Consider the following 23,314-nt stretch of genomic DNA (forward strand, 5'->3'; position numbering starts at 1 on the left):
CGCTCCCCCCACCTTCGGCCGCTCCCTCCTTACGGTTAGGCCACGGACTTCGGGTGAAAACAACTCGGGTGACTTGACGGGCGGTGTGTACAAGACCCGGGAACGTATTCAACGCAGTATAGCTGACCTGCGTTTACTAGCGATTCCGCCTTCATGCAATCGAGTTGCAGACTGCAATCTGAACTGGGGGCGTATTTTTGGGATTTGCTCCGCCTCGCGGCATTGCGGCCCTCTGTTTCGCCCATTGTAGCATGTGTGAAGCCCCAGGCGTAAGAGCCATGCTGACTTGACGTCATCCACACCTTCCTCCGGCTTACACCGGCGGTCTCCTGTGAGTCCCCGACTTTACTCGCTGGTAACACAGAACGTGGGTTGCGCTCGTTGGCGGACTTAACCGTACACCTCACGGCACGAGCTGACGACAGCCATGCAACATCTGTCTTTGGGTCTCCTTGTGGGAGAGGGTCCCTTTTCGGGGACTTTCCCTCGATGTCAAGCCTGGGTAAGGTTCTTCGGTTAGTATCGAATTAATCCACATGCTCCACCGCTTGTGCGGGTCCCCGTCAATTCATTTGAGTTTCAACCTTGCGGCCGTACTCCCCAGGCGGGATACTTAATGCGTTAGCTGCGACACAAGAGGGGTCGATACCTCTTACGTCTAGTATCCATCGTTTAGGGCGTGGACTACCAGAGTATCTAATTCTGTTTGCTACCCACGCTTTCGCACCTCAGCGTCAGGAGAAGCCCAGTAACCTGCCTTCGCCATAGGAGTTCCTCCCGATATCAATGCATGTCACCGCTACACCGGGAATTCCAGTTACCTCTGCAACCCTCTAGTCTGCCAGTATGCGAAGCAATTTCCGCGTTGAGCGCTGGAGATTTCACTTCACACTTAACAGTCCGCCTACGTGCTCTTTACGCCCAGTAAATCCGGACAACGCTTGCTCCCTACGTCTTACCGCGGCTGCTGGCACGTAGTTAGCCGGAGCTTATTCGCACGGTACCGTCCTAAGTCTTTCCGTGCAAAAGGTGTTTACGACCCTAAGGCCTTCATCCACCACGCGGTGTCGCGTGTTCAGGGTTTCCCCCATTGACAACGATTCCCAACTGCTGCCACCCGTAGGTGTGAGGGCCGTCTCTCAGTCCCTCTCGGGGGGATCATCCTCTCAGACCCCCTATGCGTCGTCGGCTTGGTAGGCCATTACCCCACCAACTACCTGATGCATCATAAGCCGCTCTTGAAGCGAAAAACCATTTAATTGAAAGTAGATGCCCACTCTCAACCACATCCGGTATTTATGGCATTTCTGCGTTTGTCCCGGACTTCAAGGCACGTTGCTTATGTATTACTCCGCCGTTCGCCACTAGACCCGAAGGCCTCGTTCGACTTGCATGTTTTAGGCACACCGCCAGCGTTCGTCCTGAGCCATGATCAAACTCTCCGAAGAAAGTTTTTTTGTCCATCCGAAGATGGTTCATTTTTCATATTTGTCCTACCGATTGCTCGGTAGAGCGTTAAAACTCACGATTGAACTTTGTATTGAGCTTTCAAGGTTCTCGCCAACCACTGCGTGGCTGACAAGGGATATTGTAGGCATGGGCCGTTTCAGATGTCAAGGGGGTCGGACCACTTTTTTCGAAAATCGCGCGGCAAAACCCACGCCAACACCGTCTTTTCCCCTTGCGCGTGCAACTTTTCACGCCCACCCCTGCACTTGCAAATTTTTGCCCGTTTTTGTCGGCAATCCCATCCGCTCCCGGACCCGAGCCGAAAGGCGAGTCAAATCACGGTCTCTAAATTTTCTCTAAAATCTCCTCGCATTTCTGCAAGTCTCTGATATAACTAAGGTGTTCAGTGCGCATTTGAGGGCGCACGGGAGAAAAAAATGAAGTTCATTTCCAAAGTCGTCTTGGCGGTCAGCGCGCTGGTGGGCAGCGTCGCGCACGCCCAGACATCCGAAACCGATGCGGGCTGGGGCTACAGCGCGCAAGGGCCAAGCGGAACCTACAGTACCAACCTGCCGGTTCGCGAAGGAATCTCCATCGGAGGTTTCATCCCCAACAAAATCAAGCCCAAGCTCAAGTACACCGATCCGCCCGCAAACATTCCACCGGTCAACGTCCTTGATGAAAATCCGTTCGGCACCGAATCGCCGCCCTCGGCGTTTCGCAGCTTCATTGGAATCACGGCCACCGGCTGGCGCCCGCCCGATCCCGAAGTCGCGGCCGGCCCCAGCAACCTGGTCGCCGTAACCAACAGCCACTTCGCCATCTTCGAAAAGGACGGCACGAATGGCTATCAGTCGAGCTTCAGCGGGTTCATGAACTCGGACTACTTCCTGTTCGACCCCAAAATCGGTTACGACCCGTTCAATGACCGGTTCCTTATTCTCATGCTCGCCAACAAGTACGACGCGAGCAACAACGTCACCGAGTCGCACTACGTGCTCATGTACTCCGACGACAGCAACGCCTATGGCAACTGGAGTTGGCGGTTCCTGAACGCCAAGTACGATGGCGGCACCTTCGATAACAACCACTGGGTTGACTTCCCGCACCTTGGCTTCGCCAGCGGCGGCATCATGGTCGCGGGCATCAAGTTCCCCACCTTCACGGGTTCGGGAACCTACTCGCACACACGCCTCCTCCGCTCATCGGAAGTCTATGGCGCGGGCGGCACCTATTGGTACGACTACACCAACTTCCAAAGCGATGGTTCGGCGGACTTCCGCCCGGTGCCAGCGCGCCAACTCACCGACCCAGGGGCCTTTTACATGGTCAGCGGTAAAGAAGGTGGCTCGACCAACCTCACCGTTCGACGGTTCACCAACTATACGTTCGGCGGCACCGGTGCTCCCACCGCGCCCACGGTCACGTCAACACTCGTCAATGTGGGTGGCTACACGCCTAACGGCCTTGCCTATCAGCAAGGAGCCGCCACGAAGCTGGAAGTCAACGATGGCCGCATTCTGAGCGTCAGCTACGCCAATGGCAAGCTGTTCTCGGTCAACGGCAGCGCCTACAACTATGGCGACGGCGCGGGCAACCGCTCGACGGTCCGTGCGTACTGCATGGACATTTACAACAGCTACAACTTGCTGATCAACGATACGATCGGCAACTCGGGGCTGGATTACTACTATCCGGCGATCGCTTGCAACCCGTATGGCGACGCGATCATCACGTTTGGCCGTTCCGGGCAAAGCGAATATGCCAGCTCTCGGTACTCCGGTTACAAGTCGGGCGACACCAGCTTCGGCTTCTCCGTGCAAACGCGCGCAGGGGCCGCGGGCTATGTCTCGCTCGTCAATGGCCGCAACCGCTGGGGTGACTACTTCGGCGGCACCTACGATCCATGGGATAACCGATCCTTCTGGATCATCGGCCAATACGCGGTTGGTTCCACCACGTGGGGCACCTGGATTCAGGAAGCTAACTACAAGCCCAACAAGCTTGTGGCCGTGGCGAACGCCAATGCGCCCATCACCGGCGTCGCGACTCTGAGCGCGACCGTCACCAGTTCCGCTGGTGGAGCCGTCTCCGGCGAAACGGTCAACTTCTACATCTCGAACGCATTCGTGGGTTCGGGCACGACGAACGGAAGTGGCATCGCCACTTACAACTACACGGTGCCCTTCGGCACGCCGAGTACGTTCACCATTCGCGCGGACACGCCGGTGACGACCGTTTACAACGCGGGAAGCAGCACGGCGACTCTCACGACGACCAAGGCCAACACCTTGATCCAAGGCTACAACACGTATCCCACCGCGGGTACGACCGTCGCCCTGTACGCCCGCGTGAGCCGCACCACGGATAACGCTTGGGTCAACACGGGCGCGGTGTGGTTCTATGTCAACGGCTCCTATGCGGGCTCGGCAACCCCCGGCAACGATGGTTACGCGACCCTGAACTACGCGGTTCCGACTGGCTATCAAGGGCCGTATGACCTTGATGTCTACTACATCAGTAACATCAACTACAACAGTAGTAGCAACTTCGACGCGACGCTCTATGCCTATCAGCCCACCATCACGAATGCGTGGGATGTGGCGGCGCGCCGCACCGAATCGGTGTACCTGTGGTCGCAGTATCTGCAAAGCAACGGTTCGCCGTTGGCCGGCGGAACTGTGTACTACTACATGGACGGTTCCTACCTGGGAACGGCAACGACCGACTCCAGCGGATACGCCTACTGGTACTACACCATCCCGGCGGCGGCTACGGTGGGCAACCACACGTGGGAAGTCTATTCGTACCCGGCCAGCGGATACTGGGTCAGCGGCTACCGAGCGGCGACGCTCACGGTGAAGCCGGCCTCGTTCACGGGCTACATCACCTATGGTGGACTCGCCTCGTGGGCGGCCTCCGGCGGAACGTACTCCACAAGGGTTCGCATCCGCAACTCGTCGGGCGTGCTCATTCAAAGCAGCACGGTCAACGCCTCCTACGGAACATGGGAAGTGCCGTTCTCCGGCGCAACGGGCACGTACCGCGTGTCGGTGAAGCCGGCGTTCTGGCTGAGCGAATACGAAACGAGCGTGTCCTTCAATGCGGCCACGTACGGATCGAACACGCTCTACACGAGCCATCGTAGCGGCGACTGTAATGGTGACGACATCGTTGACATCGCGGACTACGCGATCCTGGCGGGTGCCTTTGACAAGATCCAGGGCCAACCTGGGTACGCCCTAGGTGCCGACCTGAACGGCGATCAGATCGTGGACATCGCCGACTATACGCAGCTCGCACTGAACTTCGACGCGATCGGCGAAGACTATCCGTAAGCTCCGCTGACCGGAAAGTCAAAAGCCCCCGCCAAGTTTGGCGGGGGCTTTCTCTTTGGCTGTTGGGTTTTAGCGCTCCAAGCGAAGGTCGGGGTTCAGTCCCGGCTCGTCGGTGCGCCCGAGATCGTCGCGGCCATCCGCGCCGCGACTGTAGCAATCGAACTCCACGCCGTTGGTGCGGTACACGAATTCCACGCCGCTAACCGGGTCATTGCGGAGCCACTTTGGCAGCGCCGAGAGGTCGCGAGGCAACGGCTGCTTTTGCGAGGCGAGTGCCTGCATGTGAGCCGTCAGCGCAAGCAGCCGGCATCGCGCCAAGGTCGTGTCCGCTGAGGTGATCACTCCCCGTCCGGCCATGCCGAATGTGCTAATCCAAAGGCGGCCAAACTCGCCGCCCCCAAGCTTGGGATATTGCGGTCGTTTGGCGGCGGGCACCGCGGCGCGCGCCAACTGCCAGGAAAGCTCGGTGTCAATCCGCTCCTTGAGCTTGTCGAAAAGCTCGACGCGCTTCGACGAGGTCGGCTCCATGGCCTTCAGCAACCGGGAGGCATCCCGGCCCACAGTCTCGAAATTGTCCTCCAGCCGCTTCCAATTCTGCGCCGCGTAGGCGTCCTGGAAAAATTGCAGCGCCGCCAACGCCTGGGCAGATTCGTTCTTGAGAGCAGCGTCCGTGAAGCTTGGCGCCGAGCAGGTTTCTTCCACCACGGTCACCAGCTTCTGCAGGTTGCTTGCGCCGAGCGAAACCAGCGCCGGGCCGAGGGCCGCGCGCGAGCCATCGAGCACGTGCAGTCCCATCTGCGCGGTGTTCGCATCGCCCTGCATCATGAGGCGGCAGAAGCGGGCCGCGCCCGTGAACATGCGCACTGCCTCAGCGGGGTTCTTCGCCTTCACGGCGGCTTCGGTTCGCCAGATGAGGCTCTCGCCGATGAGCCGCCAGCCGCCGACAAACTTGGGCCGCTCCAGCGGCGGAGTCGGTCGGAACTCGTAGCGCGGATTCTCGGCCAGAGCCGCGATCATGCGCTCGGTTTGCGGGGCGACTTTGGCGGAATACAGCTCCTTGTCGCGGTCGGTAAAGTTGAATTTCGAAAGCTGTTTGCCGTCGAGAGATTCTTCCACGCCTTGCCCGGCGAGGCACACAGAATCGAAGCCGCCCGCGCCATCGCGAGGCTCGTATTGCGGCAATTGCGGCGACCACGTCGGATAGACCGGCGGCCCGGATCGCGAACAACCGACCAACGTCACGAGGCCGAGGATCATCCAACTTCCCTGTCGGAGCTTCATCACAACTCCAAGGTACCCTGATCCCATATGAAAGGGGTCATTCTTGCCGCCGGAAAGGGTTCACGACTGTATCCGGTGACTCACCACATCGCCAAACCGCTGCTGCCCATGGCCAACCGCATGACCATGGAATATGCGTTCGACCGCCTGAAGGAAATGGGCGTCACCGAGATTTGCATCGTGGTCGGCGAGAACGAGCCGGAGATGCGCCGGGCACTGGGCGATGGCTCGCAGTTTGGCGTGAAGCTCGATTTCGCCCGTCAGCCCGAGCCGCTTGGTCTGGCCCACGCCGTCGGATTCACCAAAGAATTTGTCGCCGGCGACTCGTTTGTGCTTTACCTGGGCGATGCGATTTATGGCGGCGGGTTCGCCGAGCACGCCGCCAAATTCCGCGAGTCGGGCTGCGCCAACCTCAACATCGTCAAGCCGGTGGAAGACCCCCGCCGATTTGGCGTGGCCACGGTGGAAGGCGATCGCATTGTGCGGTTGGTGGAGAAGCCCGCCGAACCCGAAAGCAACCTCGCCATGGCTGGGATGTACTTCTTTGGCCCCGAACTCTGGAGTGTGCTCCCCGACCTGAAACCCTCGGGTCGCGGCGAGTACGAAATCACGGACGCCATCCAGCTAATGATTGACCGCGGCATGGACGTGCGCGCGGGCATCTACGACAACATTTGGTTTGACACCGGCACGCTCGATTCGTACCTGGAGACCACCGCTTTTCTGACCGGCGGGGCGAACATAATCGACGCCACCGCCGACGTGCAAGCCGAAATCGGCGAGAACGTGGTTGTGGGTCCGGGTGCCAAGGTTTCGGCCAAACGGCTGCACGACTGCGTGGTGCTACCGGGCGCGAACGTGTCCGCGCTAGGCGAGATTTCGCGCGCGCTGCTCGGCGGAACCATGACCCTGGAGGGCGACGCGCGCGACACGATTCTTTGGGATGGGGCGCCCGCGTGACGATTGACCAGCAGATTGAGCATCTGCGCCGGGCCACCACCGAGATCATCAGCGAAGCCGACCTTCGCCGCAAGCTGGGCCTCGGACGCCCCCTGCGCGTTAAGCTCGGCGTCGATCCGACCGCCAAAGACGTCACTCTGGGATGGGCGGTGGTCTTGCGGAAGTTGCGCGACTTTCAGCAGCTTGGCCACACGGCTTGCCTGATCATCGGCGACTTTACAGCCATGATCGGCGACCCGAGCGGCAAGAGCAAAACCCGCAAGCAGCTGACTCGCGAGGAAGTGCAGGCGAACGTGGACGGCGTCATGACGCAAGTCCGCAAGATTCTGGACCCCGACAAAACCGAGATCTACTTCAACAAAGATTGGCTTGGAAAAATGGGCTTTGAGGATGTGATTCGGCTCGCGAGTCGGACCACCGTGGCGCGCATCATGGAGCGCGACGACTTCACCAAACGCTGGAACGAAAACCGCCCGATCGCCCTGCACGAGATTCTTTATCCGCTGTGCCAAGGCATGGATTCGGTGGAAATTCGCGCCGATATTGAGCTCGGCGGAAACGACCAAAAATTCAACAACTTGGTGGGCCGAAACCTACAGGAGCAGTACGATCAGGAGCCGCAAGTGGTGATTCTTTCGCCCCTGCTGGTGGGCACCGACGGCAAGGAGAAGATGTCGCAATCGCTCGGCAATTATGTCGGCATTTGGGACGCACCGAACGACATGTACGGCAAAACCATGTCCATTCCCGACGAGCTCATGACCAACTGGTTTGAGCTGTGTACCGACGTGCCGATGGACGAGGTGCGCCGCATTGTCGCCGAGGACCATCCCCGCGATGCGAAGCGCCGTTTGGCGCGCGAAATCGTGACGATGTACCACTCAGCGGCGGACGCGCAAGCGGCCGACGACTACTTCATCAACACGTTTAGTCAACGTCAGCAACCGGTTGAGGCCGAGGAAGCCGCAATTCCGCCCGAGGCGATCGCCGAGGGAACGGTGGGCCTGGCCGCCCTGGTGGTGGCGCTGGGCTTGGCCGAAAGCAATGGCGCGGCGAAGAAGCTGATCCAGGCCGGGGCGGTCTCGCTGGATGGCGAGCGGGCCGCCGACATTGCGCATCGCTATGCGCCCGCCGACTTGGTCGGCAAGGTGCTGAAGGTCGGCAAGCACCAGTTCCGGAGGCTCGCCTGATGGAGCTGCAATTCACCACGTACTTGCACGTGTCGCGGCCTCGCGCCGAGGTTTTTGAGGCAGTGGCCGATCCGGCGCAGCTGTCGCAGTACTTCACCACCGGCGGCGCGCAGGGTCGGCTCAGCTCCGATTCGACGGTGACCTGGGACTTTCACGACTTCCCCGGCCGCTTCCCCGTCGAGGTGGGCGAAGTCGTGGAGGGCGAGAGCATTGTGTTTCGGTGGCCTTCGCCGGATGGTGCCCCGACGACGGTCACCATGCGCTTTAGCGACGTCGGCGAAGGTCGGACCAAGGTGGAAATTTCGGAAGAGGGTTGGCCCTCCACCCCCGCCGGTTTGAACGCCTCGTACGGCAACTGCCAAGGGTGGTCGCAGATGCTCGCCGCCCTCAAGGCGTGGGTCGAGCACGGCATCAACCTGCGCGACGGCGCGTACATTTAGTGCCTTTTTGTGCGGATTCGCGCCGTTTGAGTTATAACCTTTCCATGCGATCTCTTGTTGTGCTCTCTCTTGCCGCGTGCGCGGCCTCGGCGCTGGCGTCTTTTGACATGATGCTGCTGGCGAATGGCATAGACAATCGCATCCACCGCTACGATCCGGCGAATAACGTGGCCCTGGGTAGCTTCCCAGTGAATGGCAGCATCACCGATATCGCTGTCAATCAGAGCGCCAACACCGTTTACACGCTGCTGCCCTCAGGAAGCAGCACCGGAATTGCGAAGTACAACTATAACACCGGCGCTTACCTTGGCGCGACTTTGCTCGCGGGCAGTTATGGCAATGCGCGCAAAGTGCAGTACACCAGCAATGGTGAACTCCTGGTCAGTTACGAACGCGATGTGGTTCGCTACAACGCAGACACTGGCGCGCAAATCGGTGTTCCGCTATTCTATAGTGATCGCAGGTTTATCTTCCACGGAGGATCGGCGTATCTGAGTAACGGCAATTTTGTGCTAGCTGGCGAGAGCGATGGAACGGCTTGGAACAATGACTATCTCATGACCTTTACTCCGACTGGAACACAAACCGGCTCGGTCATGTCAAGCTTACACCAGTCTGTGCACTCCTATGCGGACATCGTGTCAAACCAAAACTCGTCGGCGTTGATGGTGACCGAACAGTCAGGCGGTAGTTCAGTGACATTCACGCGGTACAACGTAAACGGCTCGGCAATCGCGGCGACAAACATTTCGCTGAGTATTGGAGGCACCTCAATCACGGCTCTCGGTAGCGAGTGGGGCCACAACAATTTGGCTTACTGCCTATTTTACAATCCGGGCACCCAAGTTACGACCTGTTATCAATTAGACACGACGTTGAACCTCATTGGCTCGGGCACCACGATTTCCGCGCTGTCGGGCTCCGCAAACGCTTATCGCGGCAGCGCAATGATCCTTGCGCCTGAACCCAGTTCGATGCTAGCCGTGCTGGCTGGGCTTGGGTTGCTCGCTCGACGACGGCGATCATAAACACTCTCAACGTCACTTAAAAACCTATAACACTATGCGAATATTCAGTGTCTCTGTTCTACTTTCTTGCGCCGCAATATCTGCCGCCTCATTTGACATGCTGCTGATCGCCAACGGTGTGGACAATCGCATCCATCGCTGGGACCCGGAAAATGCGGTTTCTTTGGGTAGCTTCTCCGTGCAGGCTCCGATGACTGATATCGCAGTAAACCAGTCGGCTAACGAAGTTTATGCCCTCGTACGTTCCGGGAGCACCTCCGGCGTTCTGCGATATAACTACAATACGGGGAACTATATCGGTACAACCATCTTGAGTGGAAGCTATGGAACCGCGCGCAAGATTCAGTACACAAGAGCTGGAGAGCTGTTAGTGAGCTACGATCGTGATGTAGTTCGATTCGACCCTAGTACGGGGTTTCAGGTAGGGTCGGCACTTTATTACGGCGATCGACGTTTCATCCCTTCTGGGGGAGCCACCCTTCTCAACAATGGTCTTTACGCGATCGCGTCGGATAGCGACGGAACTTTTTGGAGTAGTGATTTCCTTTTAAATTTCAATCCTTCGAATGTCTTGGTCAGTAGTGTGGGCATGGGCCCGCAAGCCGAGACTTCGCTCAAGGACATCGTTGGGAACTCAAGTGGATCAGCCGCCATCGCAAGTTACACCGTGAACTCGACCCATTACTTTTCTCGCTATTACACCACGCCCAGTGGAGTGGCAGCGGCAAATGTTTCGGTCGAACTCACTGGCTCTACCGTAGCTCTAAGCGGGGCCGAGTGGGGCCATGGAGAGCGAGCTTACGGGATGTACTATTCGAACGGTGCCCTGTACTGCCTCCCCATGGAAATGAGTCTTGGCCTCGCCGGCACCGCCCAGACCCTTCCCGGATTTCAGTATTCGACGAACTACTACCGAGGTAGCGCTATTGTGGTCGCACCCGAGCCAAGCTCAATGCTAGCCGTGTTTGCCGGGCTGGGACTGCTCATCCGACGCCGCAAGGCCTAACGCTTAGCCGGGACCCGCCGTCGAAGCACAAGGAACAATCCCGCCCCCAACGCCAGAATCGAGCCGGGTTCCGGGGCGACCACGTTTGCGGCGGTCCAATCGGTCGAGCTGTTCACGGTAAACGCGCTCGTGGTGTAGTTGGCAATCGTGAGGGTGCTCGTACTGTTCGCCGACAAGTGCATGATGCGAGTGAGGTTCGGGTTGGCCGCATCGGCCCCCACGACAAACGCCGAGTTGCCATGCCCGCCCAGCACCGCCTGCGTCGTACCGGCGTTGAGGGTCGAAAACCCGGTCAGCGTGGTCGAATCCGAGAGGGTCGCCGAAGTTCCGGAAAGGGAATACCTTCGCAGCTGAACATCGCCCGCGCTCGTTCGGAGCGTAAACCAGAGTTGCGTGACGCCAGACGAAGAAACCGAAACACCCATGCCCGCCGTGGCGACATTTGCGGGAAGGCTCGCATTCGCCAGCACCACCGCCGAACTCAGCAGGGTTGCCCCCGAGTTCGAATAACAATTCAAGATAAGGTCGCCAGATGCACCGCGACCGACAACCCACTTGTTGGTGCCCACAGCCACAATTCCTCGTGCTTCCGAGATCGTGCTCAGGGCTGACACGATCTGAACCGTGCCATTCGGTAACGTGACCTCCCGAAACGTGGTCGCCGAAGAGAAGGCGAGCAAGGTGCCGGTCGGGGTCATCGTCCCGAAGTCGCCATACGCATTCGTCGTGTTGACGTGCTCGCCGGAGGCACCGTTATACACGCCAATCGCGGTCGTAGTCCCCGACATCACGTACGGGCTGTTGATATGCGCCGCGACAAAACGGGAGTGCGACACGGAGAAGCTGCCGAGGTGAACGCGCGACACCGGATCGAAACGGTGAACGCGGGTGCCGGAGCCCTCGCCAATATAGAGCAGGTCGTACGAGGCCCAAGAGGCCATAGAGGCCACAACTAAAGCAGTTGACACAAACAATCGCATGACTCAGTTATAACGCAACTAAGCGGCTACGGCATTTTTTTAACCGTGGTTTTACTGCGGTTTTCGCGGAGCCGCGACGCGCAAGGCTTTCATCGGCTTTCGCGCGGTGGGGTCCGAATACAGGTCATAGTCTCCCGCGCTCGTGATTTCTACTTCGTGGATTTGGCCCGCCTCAAGCTCGCCCTTCACGTACACCCAGCCGTCAATCTCGGGCGCGTCGCGGTAGGAGCGACCTGCCGACCAGCCATCTTTGACTTCGTCCACGAGTACGCCGAGTTTGCGCCCGACCCAACCCTCGTTGATGCGCCGCGAAATCTGGAGCTGCCGCCGCATCAGGCGCTCGTAGCGCTCCTTCTTCACACGGGTTTGAATCTGGCCAGCCATGTCGTGGCTCGGCGTCCCTGGCTCACGCGAGAACAAGAACGCTCCGACCCGATCGAGCTTGGCGGCATCGCAAAAGTCTAACAAATGCTGAAATTCTTGTTCAGTTTCCCCCGGAAACCCGACGATAAATGTCGTGCGAATCGCCACTTCCGGCATCGCCGCGCGAAGTTTGTCGAACAGCGCCAGGTAGCGGTCGCCATCCCAAGGCCGCTTCATGCGGCGCAGCACGTCGGGGTGGGTGTGCTGCAGCGGAATATCAATGTACGGCAGCACCTTGGCGCTCGTCGCCATCGCCTCGATCACCTCGTCGGTCAGGCGGTTCGGATAAAAGTACAAGATTCTTATCCAATCTATGCCATCTATCTGGTTGAGATCGCGTAAGAGCGAGGGCAGCGTGAACTCCTTGTAGAGGTCAAAACCGTACTGCGTCACGTCCTGCGCAATCAGATTGATCTCGCGGCAACCGGTGCTGGCCAGGTGTCGCGCTTCGTCCAAAATCCGTTCACGAGGCTTGCTTTGGTGCCGTCCGCGGAAGCTCGGGATGGTGCAGAAGGTGCACTTGTGGTCGCAACCTTCGCTGACCTTGAGGTAGGCGCTCCATGGCCGGCCGGTGCGGGCGCGGGTTTCGATGTCGGCCCAGCGGTGGTGCGGCGGCTCCAACTCCAAAATCGTATCGCGCGATTGGCGTGTGTTCTTGACAATCTCATCGAACCGCCCCATTTGGCCAACGCCGATGTAGGCATCCGCGCCGGGCGCCAACCGAACCAGCTCTTCGCCGAGCCTCTGCGCCAGGCACCCAGCCACAATCACGCGGCCCTTGCCCTTGGTGCGCACGGCCTTTTTAATGGCCTCAATGCTCTCTTGCTTACTGGCCTCCAAAAACCCGCAGGTATTGATAATCGTCACCTCGGGCGCCTTGCTGGTGCCGTCCACCACGTAACCGTCGCGGGCCAAAACGCCAGCGATTTCCTCGCTGTCCACGTCGTTTTTGGCGCAGCCGAGGGTCACGATTTTCACTTTGGGGGCGGCATCCGACACAGCATCATTGTACCGGCACAAAATTCCCGCTTCAAATCAAGGGGATTGGCTGAACGCGGGCTACAATAGTTTCATGATCAGGTTCGACGAACAGACCTCGGACTCGTTGCGCGAGCTTTGCCGCAGTTTCGCGGTGCGCCACTTGAAGCTGTTCGGATCGGCGGTCGGGCCGGAGTTTGACGATAACCGCAGTGACCTTGACTTTCTCGTCGAATTCTCCGCGCCGCCGAGCGGGATGGGTTTGGCCGAGCAATATTTTGGATTTCTTGAGGAGTTGCAGGCGCTGTTGGGCCGCTCGGTTGATCTGCTCGAAGAAAGCGCGATCGAGAACACTCGTCTTAAGCGGCAAGCACTTGAGCAAGCGGTGACCCTGTATGCCGCATGACGCGAGCGATAGAGCTTCTCGTTCCAAAAAACTGAAGCGGACTACTTCCCGGAACTAGGTACATTTCCGTCTACCTTTCTGCTAAAATTGGGCATGGCCCAAGAGAAGATCGTGGTGGTGGGTGCCCGCGAAAACAATCTCAAGAACGTAACCGTCGAAATTCCGCGCGACAAGCTCGTGGTGATTACCGGGCTTTCCGGTTCGGGTAAGTCGAGTTTGGCGTTTGACACCATCTACGCCGAGGGTCAGCGGCGCTACGTCGAGAGCCTTAGCGCCTACGCCCGCCAGTTTTTGGGCCAGATGGACAAGCCCGATGTTGACCACATCGAGGGGCTTTCACCAGCGGTGAGCATCGACCAAAAGTCAACCAGCCGCAACCCGCGCTCCACCGTTGCCACCGTCACCGAAATTTACGACTACCTGCGGATTCTCTACGCGCGGGTCGGCATTCCCTACTGCCCCAACGGCCACGGCCCCATCGAACGCCAGAGCACGGACCAGATCGCCGAGGTCGCCGCCAAGTATCCGGTGGGCACCAAGGTGCAGATTCTCGCGCCCGTGGTCCGCGCGCGCAAGGGCGAATTCAAAAAGGAGATTCTCGATATTCAAAAAGCCGGATACGTGCGGGTGCGCGTGGATGGCGAGATGATGGAGGTAACCGACGACATTGAGATGGACCGCTATAAGCAGCACACCATCGAGGTCGTGGTCGATCGCCTGGTCATCAAAGAGGGCGTAGAAAGGCGTCTGACCGACTCGATTGAGGCGGCGCTCAAGATGGGCAAGGGCGTGGTTTCTCTGAGCTGGCAAGCACCCGAGGCGACCGGCGACGAGTGGAATGAGCAGATTTTCAGCGAGCATTACTCCTGCGCCGATTGCGGGTTCAGCATGCCCGAGCTCGAGCCACGCATGTTTTCGTTCAACTCGCCGTTTGGCGCGTGTCCCGATTGCACCGGCCTCGGCACCAAGACCGAGTTTGATGTTGACCTCATGATCCCGGACAAGAGCAAGCCCGTTCGCGATGGCTCGATTCTGCCGTTTGTATACAAGTCGGGCGAGGCGAAAGAGTGGTGGCCAGACGTGCTCGACGGGCTCGGCGCGGCGGTGGGATTTGATGCCAGCGGCCCGGTCTCGGCGCTCACCCCGGAGCAAATGGACGTGCTGCTCAACGGCCATCCAACGCCGATTACGGTGTCCATGCGCTACACCCGCAGCACCCGGCAGTTCAAAACCACGTGGGAAGGGTTAGTCAACACGCTCCGCAAGAAGTACGAAAACACCGAGAGCGAGTGGGTCAAAAACGATCTGGGCCAATACATGAGCTCGCGGCCGTGCCCCACTTGCGGCGGCAAACGCCTGAAGCCGGAAGCCCTCGCCGTCAAAATCGCCGACCGCGACGTGGCGGACATCACCAGTTCGTCGGTCGCCGAAGCATTCCGCTTCTTTGACAATGTAACCGAGAAGCTCAATAGCCGCCAGCGAGTGATCGCCGAACGCGCGGTGAAGGAAGTCATTGAGCGGTTACGGTTCCTCAACGATGTCGGCCTGAGCTACCTGACCTTAGACCGCTCGGCGACGACGCTCGCCGGGGGCGAGGCGCAGCGCATTCGCCTGGCCACGCAGATCGGATCGGGCCTCATGGGCTGCCTCTACATCCTGGATGAGCCGAGCATCGGCCTGCACCAACGCGACAACCGCAAGCTCATCGAGACGCTTTGCCGCCTGCGCGATATCGGCAACACCGTGATTGTGGTGGAGCACGACGAGGAGACCATGATGGCCGCCGATTGGCTGATCGAGATGGGTCCGGCCGCCGGCGAACATGGCGGTAAGGTGGTGGGTCAGGGCACGCCGAAGGAGTTTCTGAAGCAGGATTGCGTGACCGCCGACTATCTGGCGGGACGTCGAGAAATTGAGATTCCCAGGGAGCGTCGCCAACCCCGTGCGCCGCACCCGTTGAGCGCGCCGCCACGCAAAGCCGTGCTCAAGGTCGCCGAGACCGTGACCACGCCCAAAAAGAAAGCGAAGCGCTAAGCTTCGACTCGGGGCCGCGCAAAGAGGTCACGCAGGAATCCGCCAGTGTGACTGCCCGGCGTGGCCGCCACCTGCTCGGGTGTGCCTTGGGCAATGATCTCGCCGCCGCCGGTGCCGCCCTCGGGACCGATGTCAATCAGCCAGTCGGCGCTCTTAATCACGTCGAGGTTGTGCTCGATAATCAGCACTGTGTTGCCGGCATCCACCAGCCGTTGCAACACCACGAGCAGGCGGCGCACATCTTCAAAGTGCAGGCCCGTAGTCGGCTCGTCGAGAATGTAAATCGTCCGCCCAGTAGAGCGCTTGGCCAGCTCTTCGGCCAGCTTCACGCGCTGAGCCTCGCCGCCCGAGAGAGTGGTCGCTGGTTGCCCCATCCGAATGTAACCAAGCCCCACGTCCATCAACGTTTCGAGTTTGCGATGGATTTTCGGGATCGGTTGGAAGAAGTTGCACGCCTCTTCGATCGTCATCTGCAGCACGTCGGAAATCGACTTACCCTTGTACTTCACTTCGAGCGTCTCGCGGTTGTAGCGCTTGCCCTTGCACACCTCGCACGGCACGTAAACGTCCGGCAGAAAGTGCATTTCGATCTTGATAATGCCGTCGCCGCGGCACGCCTCGCAGCGTCCGCCCTTGACGTTAAAGCTAAAACGCCCCGTCTTGTAGCCCCGAATCTTGGCGTCCGGCGTCAAGCTAAACAGGTCACGGATCATGTCGAACGTGCCGGTGTAGGTGGCGGGGTTGCTGCGCGGAGTGCGACCAATCGGCGACTGATCAATGTCAATCACCTTATCCAGTTGCTCAAACCCTTCCAGCGAGTCGTGCGGCTCCCACACCGATCGCGTGCCGTATAGCTCGTACATCAAGCGCGGGTAGAGCGAATCCTGGATCAGCGTGCTCTTGCCCGAGCCGCTTACGCCGGTCACGCAGACCATCAGCCCTAGCGGCACGTAAAGGTCCACGCCGCGCAAATTGTGTCCGCGCGCGTTCTTCAGCACCAGCCAGCCGGAATCTGACATGTAGAAAGAACTATACCTGTTTCAACCGGCGTGTCAAGAGCCCTATTTTGCAACGGCCCTAATTCGGGTAGCGTAGTTTTTGCTCATGAAGTCGCCGTTTGAAGTGAACTACCGAACCGGGTTGTTCTGGATCACGTTCGGCGTTTTGGCGTTGCTTACCTTCCTGGTGTTGCGCCCCTTTTTCCCGGCTATCTTGTGGGCGACCGTGCTCAGCATTCTCATCTGGCCGCTCCATGTCAAGTTCACGCGCAAGCTCGGGCCCAATGGCGGCGCGACCGCCTCGGTGGTGGCGACCATGCTCTTTGTCATCTTGCCGCTGGGCATCGCGAGTCTGCTCGTGGCGACTCAGCTGAAGCCCAAGGAACCGGCACCCGGGCAGCCTACCAAGCAGATCACGATAGAAAGCGTGTTGGCCGACCTCGACGAGCAGTTCGTCGTGCCCAACGCCAAGAAACTGAACTCCGAGTTCTCGCTGAGCGACTATTGGTCCGGACATAAATCCGAAATCGAAGCCGGGCTCGCCGACCCGGTCGGCAAGGCAATTGTTGCACTCGGCACCGGCGCGCTCACCGTGGTCATCGCGCTCCTCACGCAGTTTTTCATGCTCCGCGACGGGCCTGGGTTGCGACCCCAATTCGACCGGCTGATCCCCTTGGCGCGCGACAAGATCGACGTGTTGCTCAACCGGCTCTACAACACCGTGCGCGGGGTGTTCATCGGCGTCATCCTCGTGGCGCTGGTCCAAGGTGCGCTTGCCACTGGGCTCTATTTTTGGGCGGGGACGCCATCGCCGCTCATCTTTGGCGTGGTCACCACCGTGCTTTGCATCATCCCGTTGCTGGGCGCGCCGGTCATCTACATTCCGCTTGGGCTGACGTTCATCATGAGTCGCAACTATGGCTCGGCGGCCATTGTGCTGATCGGCGGGTTCTTGGTCGTGAGTCAGATCGACAACGTGATCAAGCCGTTTCTCATCGGCAACAAAATCGGCATCTCGCCGATGGGCGTGTTTTTCAGCATCCTTGGCGGCATCATCGTGTTCGGGCCAGTCGGCCTCATGGTGGGGCCGATGTTGCTGGCGACAATTCTCTTCTTCCTGGACCTGATCGCCGAGATGCGCAGCCCGCAGGCCGAGCCGGTTGAGGCCTAACGCGGCGGCCCTTCGACGGTAGCCGGAGCCGTGGGGGCGGCGCCCTCTCCGCCGTTCTTCTGCTCCTCTTCAATCTGCTTGCGGACCGCAGCCGGGAGCTGCGCATAGTCCAACAGCGGCGAATCTTTGCCCACGAGCTTGCCACGCGACACGCCAAACACGCCGCGATCGGGCCCGAACATCACCCGGACGTAAATCTCCAGGTTGTTCATCAGGCGATACTTCACCTTCTTGCCAAACCACGGGCCGCGGTTCGGATCCTCGGGCGTGGCATCCTTAAAGTAGTACATCATCATCCCGCCGAAGCCTTCCAGCGGCGACACGGCCAGTTGCGTCTTGCCTTCGTAGGCGGCGATCATTGGCACGGCATTGGTGCGCGCCATAATCTGGCCGTCCATCACGCCGCTCGCCATGCTAAAAGTGGGTTCATCGGGGACCGTTTGGCCGATGTACATGCCGTAGCCGTTGTAGAGCTGGTTCTCCATCGCGGCCTCGCTTCGAGCGTCGCCTTCCTCGCCCATCGCGAGCTTGCGGAACGTTGGCAAGTAACAGAACCCACTTGGATTGCCGTACACCGCTCGCTCCAACGCGATTAGTGCCTTCTTATTGATGGCGCTGACCGACACCGCGTTTCCGCGCAACAGCGAACTCTGCTGGTCGCTACTGAGTTGGCGATACATGCGGCCCAGGGGCGTGTTGCGCGAGGACGCGCCGGGCATGGCGTTGCCAAAAATGCCCATCGCCATGATGTAGCTCATGTCCTCATAGGGCTCCCAGTTGCCGGCATCACCCTGATAGTCGCTGTATAACGATTCGATGTCGGTGGGGTACGCGGCCACGTTGCGCATGAACTTGCCGAGTTCCGCGCGCGACTTAATCATCTCCAAACCGCGCATGCTCACCGGCTTCCAAACCGCCCAGCCCGCTTTGGAATAGTCGGCCTTGGCTTGGCCCGATTGCGCGATGACGTTGAGCATGGACGAGGGGTATACGGTTTCGCTGCCTTCGGACATGTAGAGCGGAATCAATCCCAGAAAGTCACTGGGCGCGGCCACGCCATTGACCTTGCGCCGATCCCAATCGGCGAACAAAATGTCCGCCGCCGAGAAGCTGAGCGGGTCCTTGGTTTCCGGTTGCAAGAACCGCTGGACGATCGGCGCCGGGGCTGGCGTCAGCGTCGAGGTGTCGCCGTTGAACCTCGTCGTGAGGAACTTGCCGAGGTCCTGATCCTCTTTGCTGACGTTCACCGCTTTTTCGCCCGGCTCAGGTTTGCTGGCTTCGGTCCAGTTCTCGTACTCGTTGATGTTGACGCCCTGCATCGGATAGTCCAGCCGCTCGCCTTTGGCATCGAAAAGCTGGAGTTCCATGTTGATGCCCGAGCCCATGCGCTCATCCGCCGTGACCACCAGGTGCGCACGCGCGGCGACGGCATTGCGTATGGCGAACTCGCGACGGCGAATCTCCTTCAGCGTCTCCGGGTCGTCACCAGCGCCCTCCATGTCCACCGACTGCCACATATTGATCGCGTCGGCGTACTTTCGCAGAGCGCGGTTGACCACGCCGATATCCAAGCGGCCCTGCATGCGGGTGGGGCTGGTGCTGAACACTTGCCTCCCGTAGGCATTCACGCTCGCAAGTTCGATGTCCGGCAGAGAAAGAACGATTTCACTGGCCACCGCGCGCATTGGCATCTGCGAATACAGCGTCATGTAGTCGCGCTCCGCGCCGGGAGTCTCCGACGGAGTCTCAAAGGCATTGCGGAGTTCGCGAATTCCGTCGGCGCTCATCGGCACCTTGGTCAACGACTGCACTTCCCTTTTGCGCCATTTCTGAAGCAGGGCAACGCGCCCTTGACGAGCCTCTTCCGCCAGGCCGTTGAGCCGCTTTTCGCTCGGGCTAAAGTAAAGAATGCCGCTGCTCATTCCAGAATCCGTGAGCGAAGCGTCGTTGATCCTAGCGATGAGGTCCTTTAGCGGGACGTCGCGCACCTGAATGACCAACTGGATCGGCATTGTGCCCGCCGCCATGCGCATGGGCACGCCGGTCTTGGTCGAGAGCTCGCTCACGATCTGGCCGAGGTCAGCCCCGCGCGAGGTGAACGACACCTTTTGCTCCATGTCCGGAGCCGCCGAAGCCTGCAAAAGCACGCTCAACGCCAATGTTTGCAGAATCATAGTCCTATTCTATTCAACAACTTCCGCAGTGAAAAGATTCACCGCCAACAAAAAAGGCGTTTAAACTAGTGACATGCTTACCGCCGCGATCGCGCTCCTCAGTTTTCAAACCGTCAACGCCGCCGATTTCAGTCTCACCGACGAGCAGATGTCGCAGTTGAAGACGACCAAGCAGTCGCTCTACCTGCCGACCTACATTCCGCGCGACTTCAAAACCGCGGTCGGCGTGGACACCCACACGGACCCGCATCAGGTGAGCTACCACGTGGACTACGTGCTCGGCCCCAAGGAGTTTTGGGTTCAAAGTGCCAGCGACGGCATCGGCGACATCTTTTTGCAAGATGAGGACGGCAAGGACATTGAGGGCACCAAGTTTGTGGTGGTGCACAAGCAGCTCGGCAAGATTGAGGTGATGATCGGCCCGAAGAGCTTCCGGCGATGGGCGGTGAATTGGATCGAGGTGAGCAAGAGCGGCTTCCCGAAGTACATTTCGCTCGGCGGAAACGGCCTCGAACCCGCCACCATCAAGCGCATTCTCCTGAGCCTGCAAAGAATCCCTTAAAACGCGGCCTGTATACTTGTGGCTGTGACCACCGCCACCCTCGATAGCTTTAAGGACATCGCCATTATCGCGGGCGGCGCCATCGGCTTCATCACGCTTTGGCAGGGGATTTATCAGTACGCCAAGCAGGGGCGGTTTACGCGGGTCAACCAGTTCGTAAGTATGCGACGCCGCTTTTTGGAGGACGAGACCTACCGCCGCATCATGGCGCTGATTCTCGAAGGGTCGCCGGCGGTGGCCGCCGAGCCCGTGCTCGACCGCCGCGCCCTGGCCGGGTTCTTTGAAGAGCTGGCCATCATGATGAATTCTGGCGTGCTGAAGCCCGAGGTGGTGTACTACATGTTTGGCAGCTTCGCGCTGAAGATTGACGAAAGCAAGGGCTTTTGGCACGGCTTGGATCGCGACAGCCACTACTGGACGGTCTTTCGCACGCTGATCGCCGATCTCCGCGAATACGAGGCGAAGCGCCGCCCCGCCTCGTTACGCGGCATTAAGCTTTAAGCCTTCTTTCTGCGTCGCATCAACATTAAGGCGCTAACCGCTAACAAGCCAAGCGAACTCGGCTCGGGCGCGATGATGCTGTAACCGCTCCAAGCACCAGTCGGCACATCCACGGCAGTTGTCGTGTAAGTTCCGATATTTGTTCCGTCGGAGCGGTACCAACTGATTCGCGTAGTTGTCGCCGCCGAGATGTCATCGCCTACTACATAGAATGTGTTGCCGTGTCCGAGCATCATCGAAAGAGTGGCCGTTGAGGAGAACTGCGGTAATGCGCCCAGTGACAAGAACGACTGATTATAATTTATGCCGTCTGTAGATGCAAAAGTTGCGATCACATTGGTGCCGCCCGATTTGCCAATTGTGCGATACGTCATCGAGGATCCAACCTTAAGGCTTTGCGCTCCACCAAAACTACCCGCCGTAAATCCTAGGCCAACCGCAAGGGCCGTACCAAAAGTATTCGTAACGGCATTGTAAGAAATCACAAAGTTATTCAAATTGCTATCGGCATAGCCAATCAAGCAAGAGTTATTGGAGTAGGGTGCAACAAAATTGAATGCCGCCGCGTTAGGCACGTTGGTCGAGTTTTGAGCCAGGGTATCGGGATCGGTGCGGTATATGCGAACACCGTCGACTTCAAAAAGCCGCCCGCCTTCCGGGGAGATTCGCGTGATGCCCGACGGGAAGTTACTTGAGTTGACCGGCGTGCCAGTTCCCGTGTCAAAGCTCGTTGTGCCGCCCGATGTAGTCAGCCAAGAAATCCCGTCCGAAGCACGGTAGTTCACTTGCCCGCGCAGAATCGCCCCATTTGTTGGCCCGTATTGGCCAAGCCCGATCTGGCTAACCGGATCAAAGCGTGCGACGCGACCATTCGAGGTCGGCAGAAGCATGAGTTCGTAGGAGGCAAAGGCCGATCCAGACGCAACCAAAGTAAAAGCAATCAGCGTGAGACAACGCATGTTGCTATTGTAAGGCATACTCCCCGCATCCACACGGGGTTCGCCGAAATTCACCGTAAAATGACGGGGCTACTCGTGCTAGGCGCGGATGATCGCGAGCAGTTCTTCGGTGCGGGCGCGCATCTTCTCGGCGTCACCGCGAGTCTCCACGTTCAGCCGCAGCAACGGCTCGGTGTTGCTGCCGCGCAGGTTGAACCGCCAATCGCCGAAGTCCACGCTCAGGCCGTCCACGTTGTTACGTTCGCCACCCGGAAATGCTTCGGCCACGCGGGCAATCGCCGCCGGAACATCGGCAACCTTGCTATTTACTTCGCCGCTACACGGATAGTTGGCGATCATTTCGCGCACCATTTCGCCCAGCGTTTGGTCGCTCGTGCTCAGCAGATAGCTAATCAACATGTACGGCACCATTCCGCTATCGCAATACCAGTTTTGCTTAAAGTAGTGATGGGCGCTCATCTCGCCGCCATACACCGCGTCTTCGGCGCGCATTCGTTCTTTGATAAAGCTGTGTCCACTCTTGCTCATCACGCCGCGTCCACCCATGGATTCCAGAATTCCTTCGGTGTTCCACGTTAGCCGCACGTCGTAGACAATTGTTTGCGCCGGGTTAATGGTTAAGAACGCTTTTGCGAGCAGGCCGACAATGTAATAACCTTCGATAAAGTCGCCGTTTTCGTCGAAGAAGAAGCAGCGATCATAGTCTCCGTCCCACGCAACGCCAAAATCGTAACCGTTGCCGGCCATGGTCGCCTTCACCGGGGCTTGCGCTTCGGGCAAAATCGGGTTCGGCACTCCGTTCGGAAAGTTTCCGTCGGGCTCGAACAAGAACTTGGTCACCTTATTCGGTAAGAACGGCTCCACTGCGTTCATCGCGAGCGCCGCTCCACCGTTGCCATTGTTGGCAAACACCTTGAGCGGTCGCAATTTGCTTACATCCACAAAACTCAGCAGGTGTTGCACATAGTCGGCGTAGCAATCTTGGGTAGAAACGGTGCCACTTCCGGTGCGAGTAAAGTTCCCTGCCGCAATGCGCTCTTCAATCGCCAACAAACCAGTATCGCCCGAAATCGGGCGGCTCTCCGCGCGCACCATTTTCATGCCGTTGTACTCCGGCGGATTGTGACTCGCGGTGATCATGATGCCGCCGTCGTAACCGTAATGCGCAGTGGCGAAGTACACCATTTCCGTGCCGATGAGGCCAAGATTCACGACGTCCACGCCGGCATCGTTCAGCCCGCGCGTCAGCGCGTCGGCGAGTTCCGGCCCGCTCAGGCGGATGTCATAGCCGAGACACACCTTTTGACAAGGGATCTCGTCGGCAAACGCGCGCCCGATCTTGTAAGCGAGCTCCGGATTGAGCTCCGACGGGACAATTCCGCGCACATCATACGCCTTAAAGCAAGCCAAGTGACGACCCATGCCGCCCAGTTTAC

The 23,314-nt window shown here is 59.0% G+C and carries 18 protein-coding genes and 1 rRNA gene; 11 read left to right on the top strand and 8 right to left on the bottom strand.

What is annotated here, in order from left to right:
- Nucleotides 1-1,448, bottom strand: a 16S ribosomal RNA gene (locus JNJ45_07295); the annotation flags it as partial.
- 438 nt (nucleotides 1,449-1,886) lie between these two features.
- On the opposite strand from JNJ45_07295, the gene JNJ45_07300 reads away from it, so the two are divergent.
- A complete protein-coding gene (locus JNJ45_07300; protein MBL8048470.1) occupies nucleotides 1,887-4,787 on the top strand; it encodes a hypothetical protein in 2,901 nt (966 codons plus the stop codon).
- Between the two features lie 69 nt (nucleotides 4,788-4,856).
- Here the strand turns inward: JNJ45_07300 and JNJ45_07305 are convergent, their stop codons facing one another.
- A complete protein-coding gene (locus JNJ45_07305; GenBank protein MBL8048471.1) occupies nucleotides 4,857-6,068 on the bottom strand; it encodes a hypothetical protein in 1,212 nt (403 codons plus the stop codon).
- A 27-nt stretch (nucleotides 6,069-6,095) separates the two neighbouring features.
- Between JNJ45_07305 and JNJ45_07310 the strand changes: the two genes are divergently transcribed.
- The 5 genes from JNJ45_07310 to JNJ45_07330 all read left to right on the top strand — a co-directional run bounded on the left by JNJ45_07310 (nucleotide 6,096) and on the right by JNJ45_07330 (nucleotide 10,692).
- The gene (locus JNJ45_07310; protein MBL8048472.1) at nucleotides 6,096-7,028 is read left to right on the top strand and encodes an NTP transferase domain-containing protein; all 933 of its coding nucleotides are present in this window, start codon (nucleotides 6,096-6,098) and stop codon (nucleotides 7,026-7,028) included.
- Entirely contained in the window at nucleotides 7,007-8,218 is a 1,212-nt protein-coding gene (locus tag JNJ45_07315; protein MBL8048473.1) for a tyrosine--tRNA ligase, read from the top strand. The genes JNJ45_07310 and JNJ45_07315 overlap by 22 nt, the downstream gene beginning before the upstream one ends.
- Entirely contained in the window at nucleotides 8,218-8,658 is a 441-nt protein-coding gene (locus JNJ45_07320) for an SRPBCC domain-containing protein (GenBank protein MBL8048474.1), read from the top strand. Before JNJ45_07315 ends, JNJ45_07320 begins: the two co-directional genes overlap by 1 nt.
- A 44-nt stretch (nucleotides 8,659-8,702) precedes the next feature.
- The gene (locus tag JNJ45_07325; protein ID MBL8048475.1) at nucleotides 8,703-9,686 is read left to right on the top strand and encodes a PEP-CTERM sorting domain-containing protein; all 984 of its coding nucleotides are present in this window, start codon (nucleotides 8,703-8,705) and stop codon (nucleotides 9,684-9,686) included.
- Between the two features lie 97 nt (nucleotides 9,687-9,783).
- A complete protein-coding gene (locus JNJ45_07330) occupies nucleotides 9,784-10,692 on the top strand; it encodes a PEP-CTERM sorting domain-containing protein (GenBank protein MBL8048476.1) in 909 nt (302 codons plus the stop codon).
- Here the strand turns inward: JNJ45_07330 and JNJ45_07335 are convergent.
- On the bottom strand, nucleotides 10,689-11,633 hold the full coding sequence (locus JNJ45_07335; protein ID MBL8048477.1) for a PEP-CTERM sorting domain-containing protein: 945 nt from the start codon (nucleotides 11,631-11,633) through the stop codon (nucleotides 10,689-10,691). The genes JNJ45_07330 and JNJ45_07335 overlap by 4 nt on opposite strands.
- A 90-nt stretch (nucleotides 11,634-11,723) precedes the next feature.
- Nucleotides 11,724-13,094, bottom strand: coding sequence for a 30S ribosomal protein S12 methylthiotransferase RimO (gene rimO, locus JNJ45_07340; protein MBL8048478.1), 1,371 nt, complete (start codon nucleotides 13,092-13,094; stop codon nucleotides 11,724-11,726).
- Nucleotides 13,095-13,167: 73 nt separating this feature from the next.
- Between rimO and JNJ45_07345 the strand changes: the two genes are divergently transcribed.
- Both JNJ45_07345 and uvrA read left to right on the top strand, forming a co-directional pair.
- Nucleotides 13,168-13,479 (top strand): nucleotidyltransferase domain-containing protein, encoded by a 312-nt coding sequence (locus tag JNJ45_07345; GenBank protein ID MBL8048479.1) that lies wholly within the window; start codon nucleotides 13,168-13,170, stop codon nucleotides 13,477-13,479.
- A 93-nt stretch (nucleotides 13,480-13,572) separates the two neighbouring features.
- Nucleotides 13,573-15,513: an excinuclease ABC subunit UvrA gene (gene uvrA, locus JNJ45_07350; protein MBL8048480.1), complete on the top strand. Its 1,941-nt coding sequence runs from the start codon at nucleotides 13,573-13,575 to the stop codon at nucleotides 15,511-15,513.
- On the opposite strand, the gene JNJ45_07355 is transcribed toward uvrA, so the two are convergent.
- Nucleotides 15,510-16,532 carry an ATP-binding cassette domain-containing protein gene (locus tag JNJ45_07355; protein MBL8048481.1) on the bottom strand — a complete coding sequence of 341 codons (1,023 nt, stop codon included), beginning with the start codon at nucleotides 16,530-16,532 and terminating at the stop codon, nucleotides 15,510-15,512. The two genes, uvrA and JNJ45_07355, sit on opposite strands and share 4 nt — an antisense overlap.
- Nucleotides 16,533-16,617: 85 nt before the next feature.
- Between JNJ45_07355 and JNJ45_07360 the strand changes: the two genes are divergently transcribed.
- Nucleotides 16,618-17,682, top strand: a complete 1,065-nt coding sequence (locus JNJ45_07360; GenBank protein MBL8048482.1) for an AI-2E family transporter — start codon at nucleotides 16,618-16,620, stop codon at nucleotides 17,680-17,682.
- Here the strand turns inward: JNJ45_07360 and JNJ45_07365 are convergent.
- Nucleotides 17,679-19,856: a hypothetical protein gene (locus JNJ45_07365; protein MBL8048483.1), complete on the bottom strand. Its 2,178-nt coding sequence runs from the start codon at nucleotides 19,854-19,856 to the stop codon at nucleotides 17,679-17,681. The genes JNJ45_07360 and JNJ45_07365 overlap by 4 nt on opposite strands.
- A 73-nt stretch (nucleotides 19,857-19,929) precedes the next feature.
- Between JNJ45_07365 and JNJ45_07370 the strand changes: the two genes are divergently transcribed.
- Nucleotides 19,930-20,418: a hypothetical protein gene (locus JNJ45_07370; GenBank protein ID MBL8048484.1), complete on the top strand. Its 489-nt coding sequence runs from the start codon at nucleotides 19,930-19,932 to the stop codon at nucleotides 20,416-20,418.
- Between the two features lie 24 nt (nucleotides 20,419-20,442).
- On the top strand, nucleotides 20,443-20,919 hold the full coding sequence (locus JNJ45_07375; GenBank protein ID MBL8048485.1) for a hypothetical protein: 477 nt from the start codon (nucleotides 20,443-20,445) through the stop codon (nucleotides 20,917-20,919).
- Here JNJ45_07375 and JNJ45_07380 read toward each other — a convergent pair.
- Together JNJ45_07380 and JNJ45_07385 are read right to left on the bottom strand one after the other, a co-directional pair.
- A complete protein-coding gene (locus JNJ45_07380; protein ID MBL8048486.1) occupies nucleotides 20,916-21,878 on the bottom strand; it encodes a PEP-CTERM sorting domain-containing protein in 963 nt (320 codons plus the stop codon). The two genes, JNJ45_07375 and JNJ45_07380, sit on opposite strands and share 4 nt — an antisense overlap.
- A 78-nt stretch (nucleotides 21,879-21,956) precedes the next feature.
- Nucleotides 21,957-23,300, bottom strand: a complete 1,344-nt coding sequence (locus JNJ45_07385) for a phosphomannomutase CpsG (protein ID MBL8048487.1) — start codon at nucleotides 23,298-23,300, stop codon at nucleotides 21,957-21,959.
- Between the last annotated feature and the right edge of the window lie 14 nt (nucleotides 23,301-23,314).

Origin of the sequence: Chthonomonas sp. (assembly GCA_016788425.1) — a bacterium.
Classification (GTDB): Bacteria; Armatimonadota; Fimbriimonadia; order Fimbriimonadales; family Fimbriimonadaceae; genus JAEURQ01.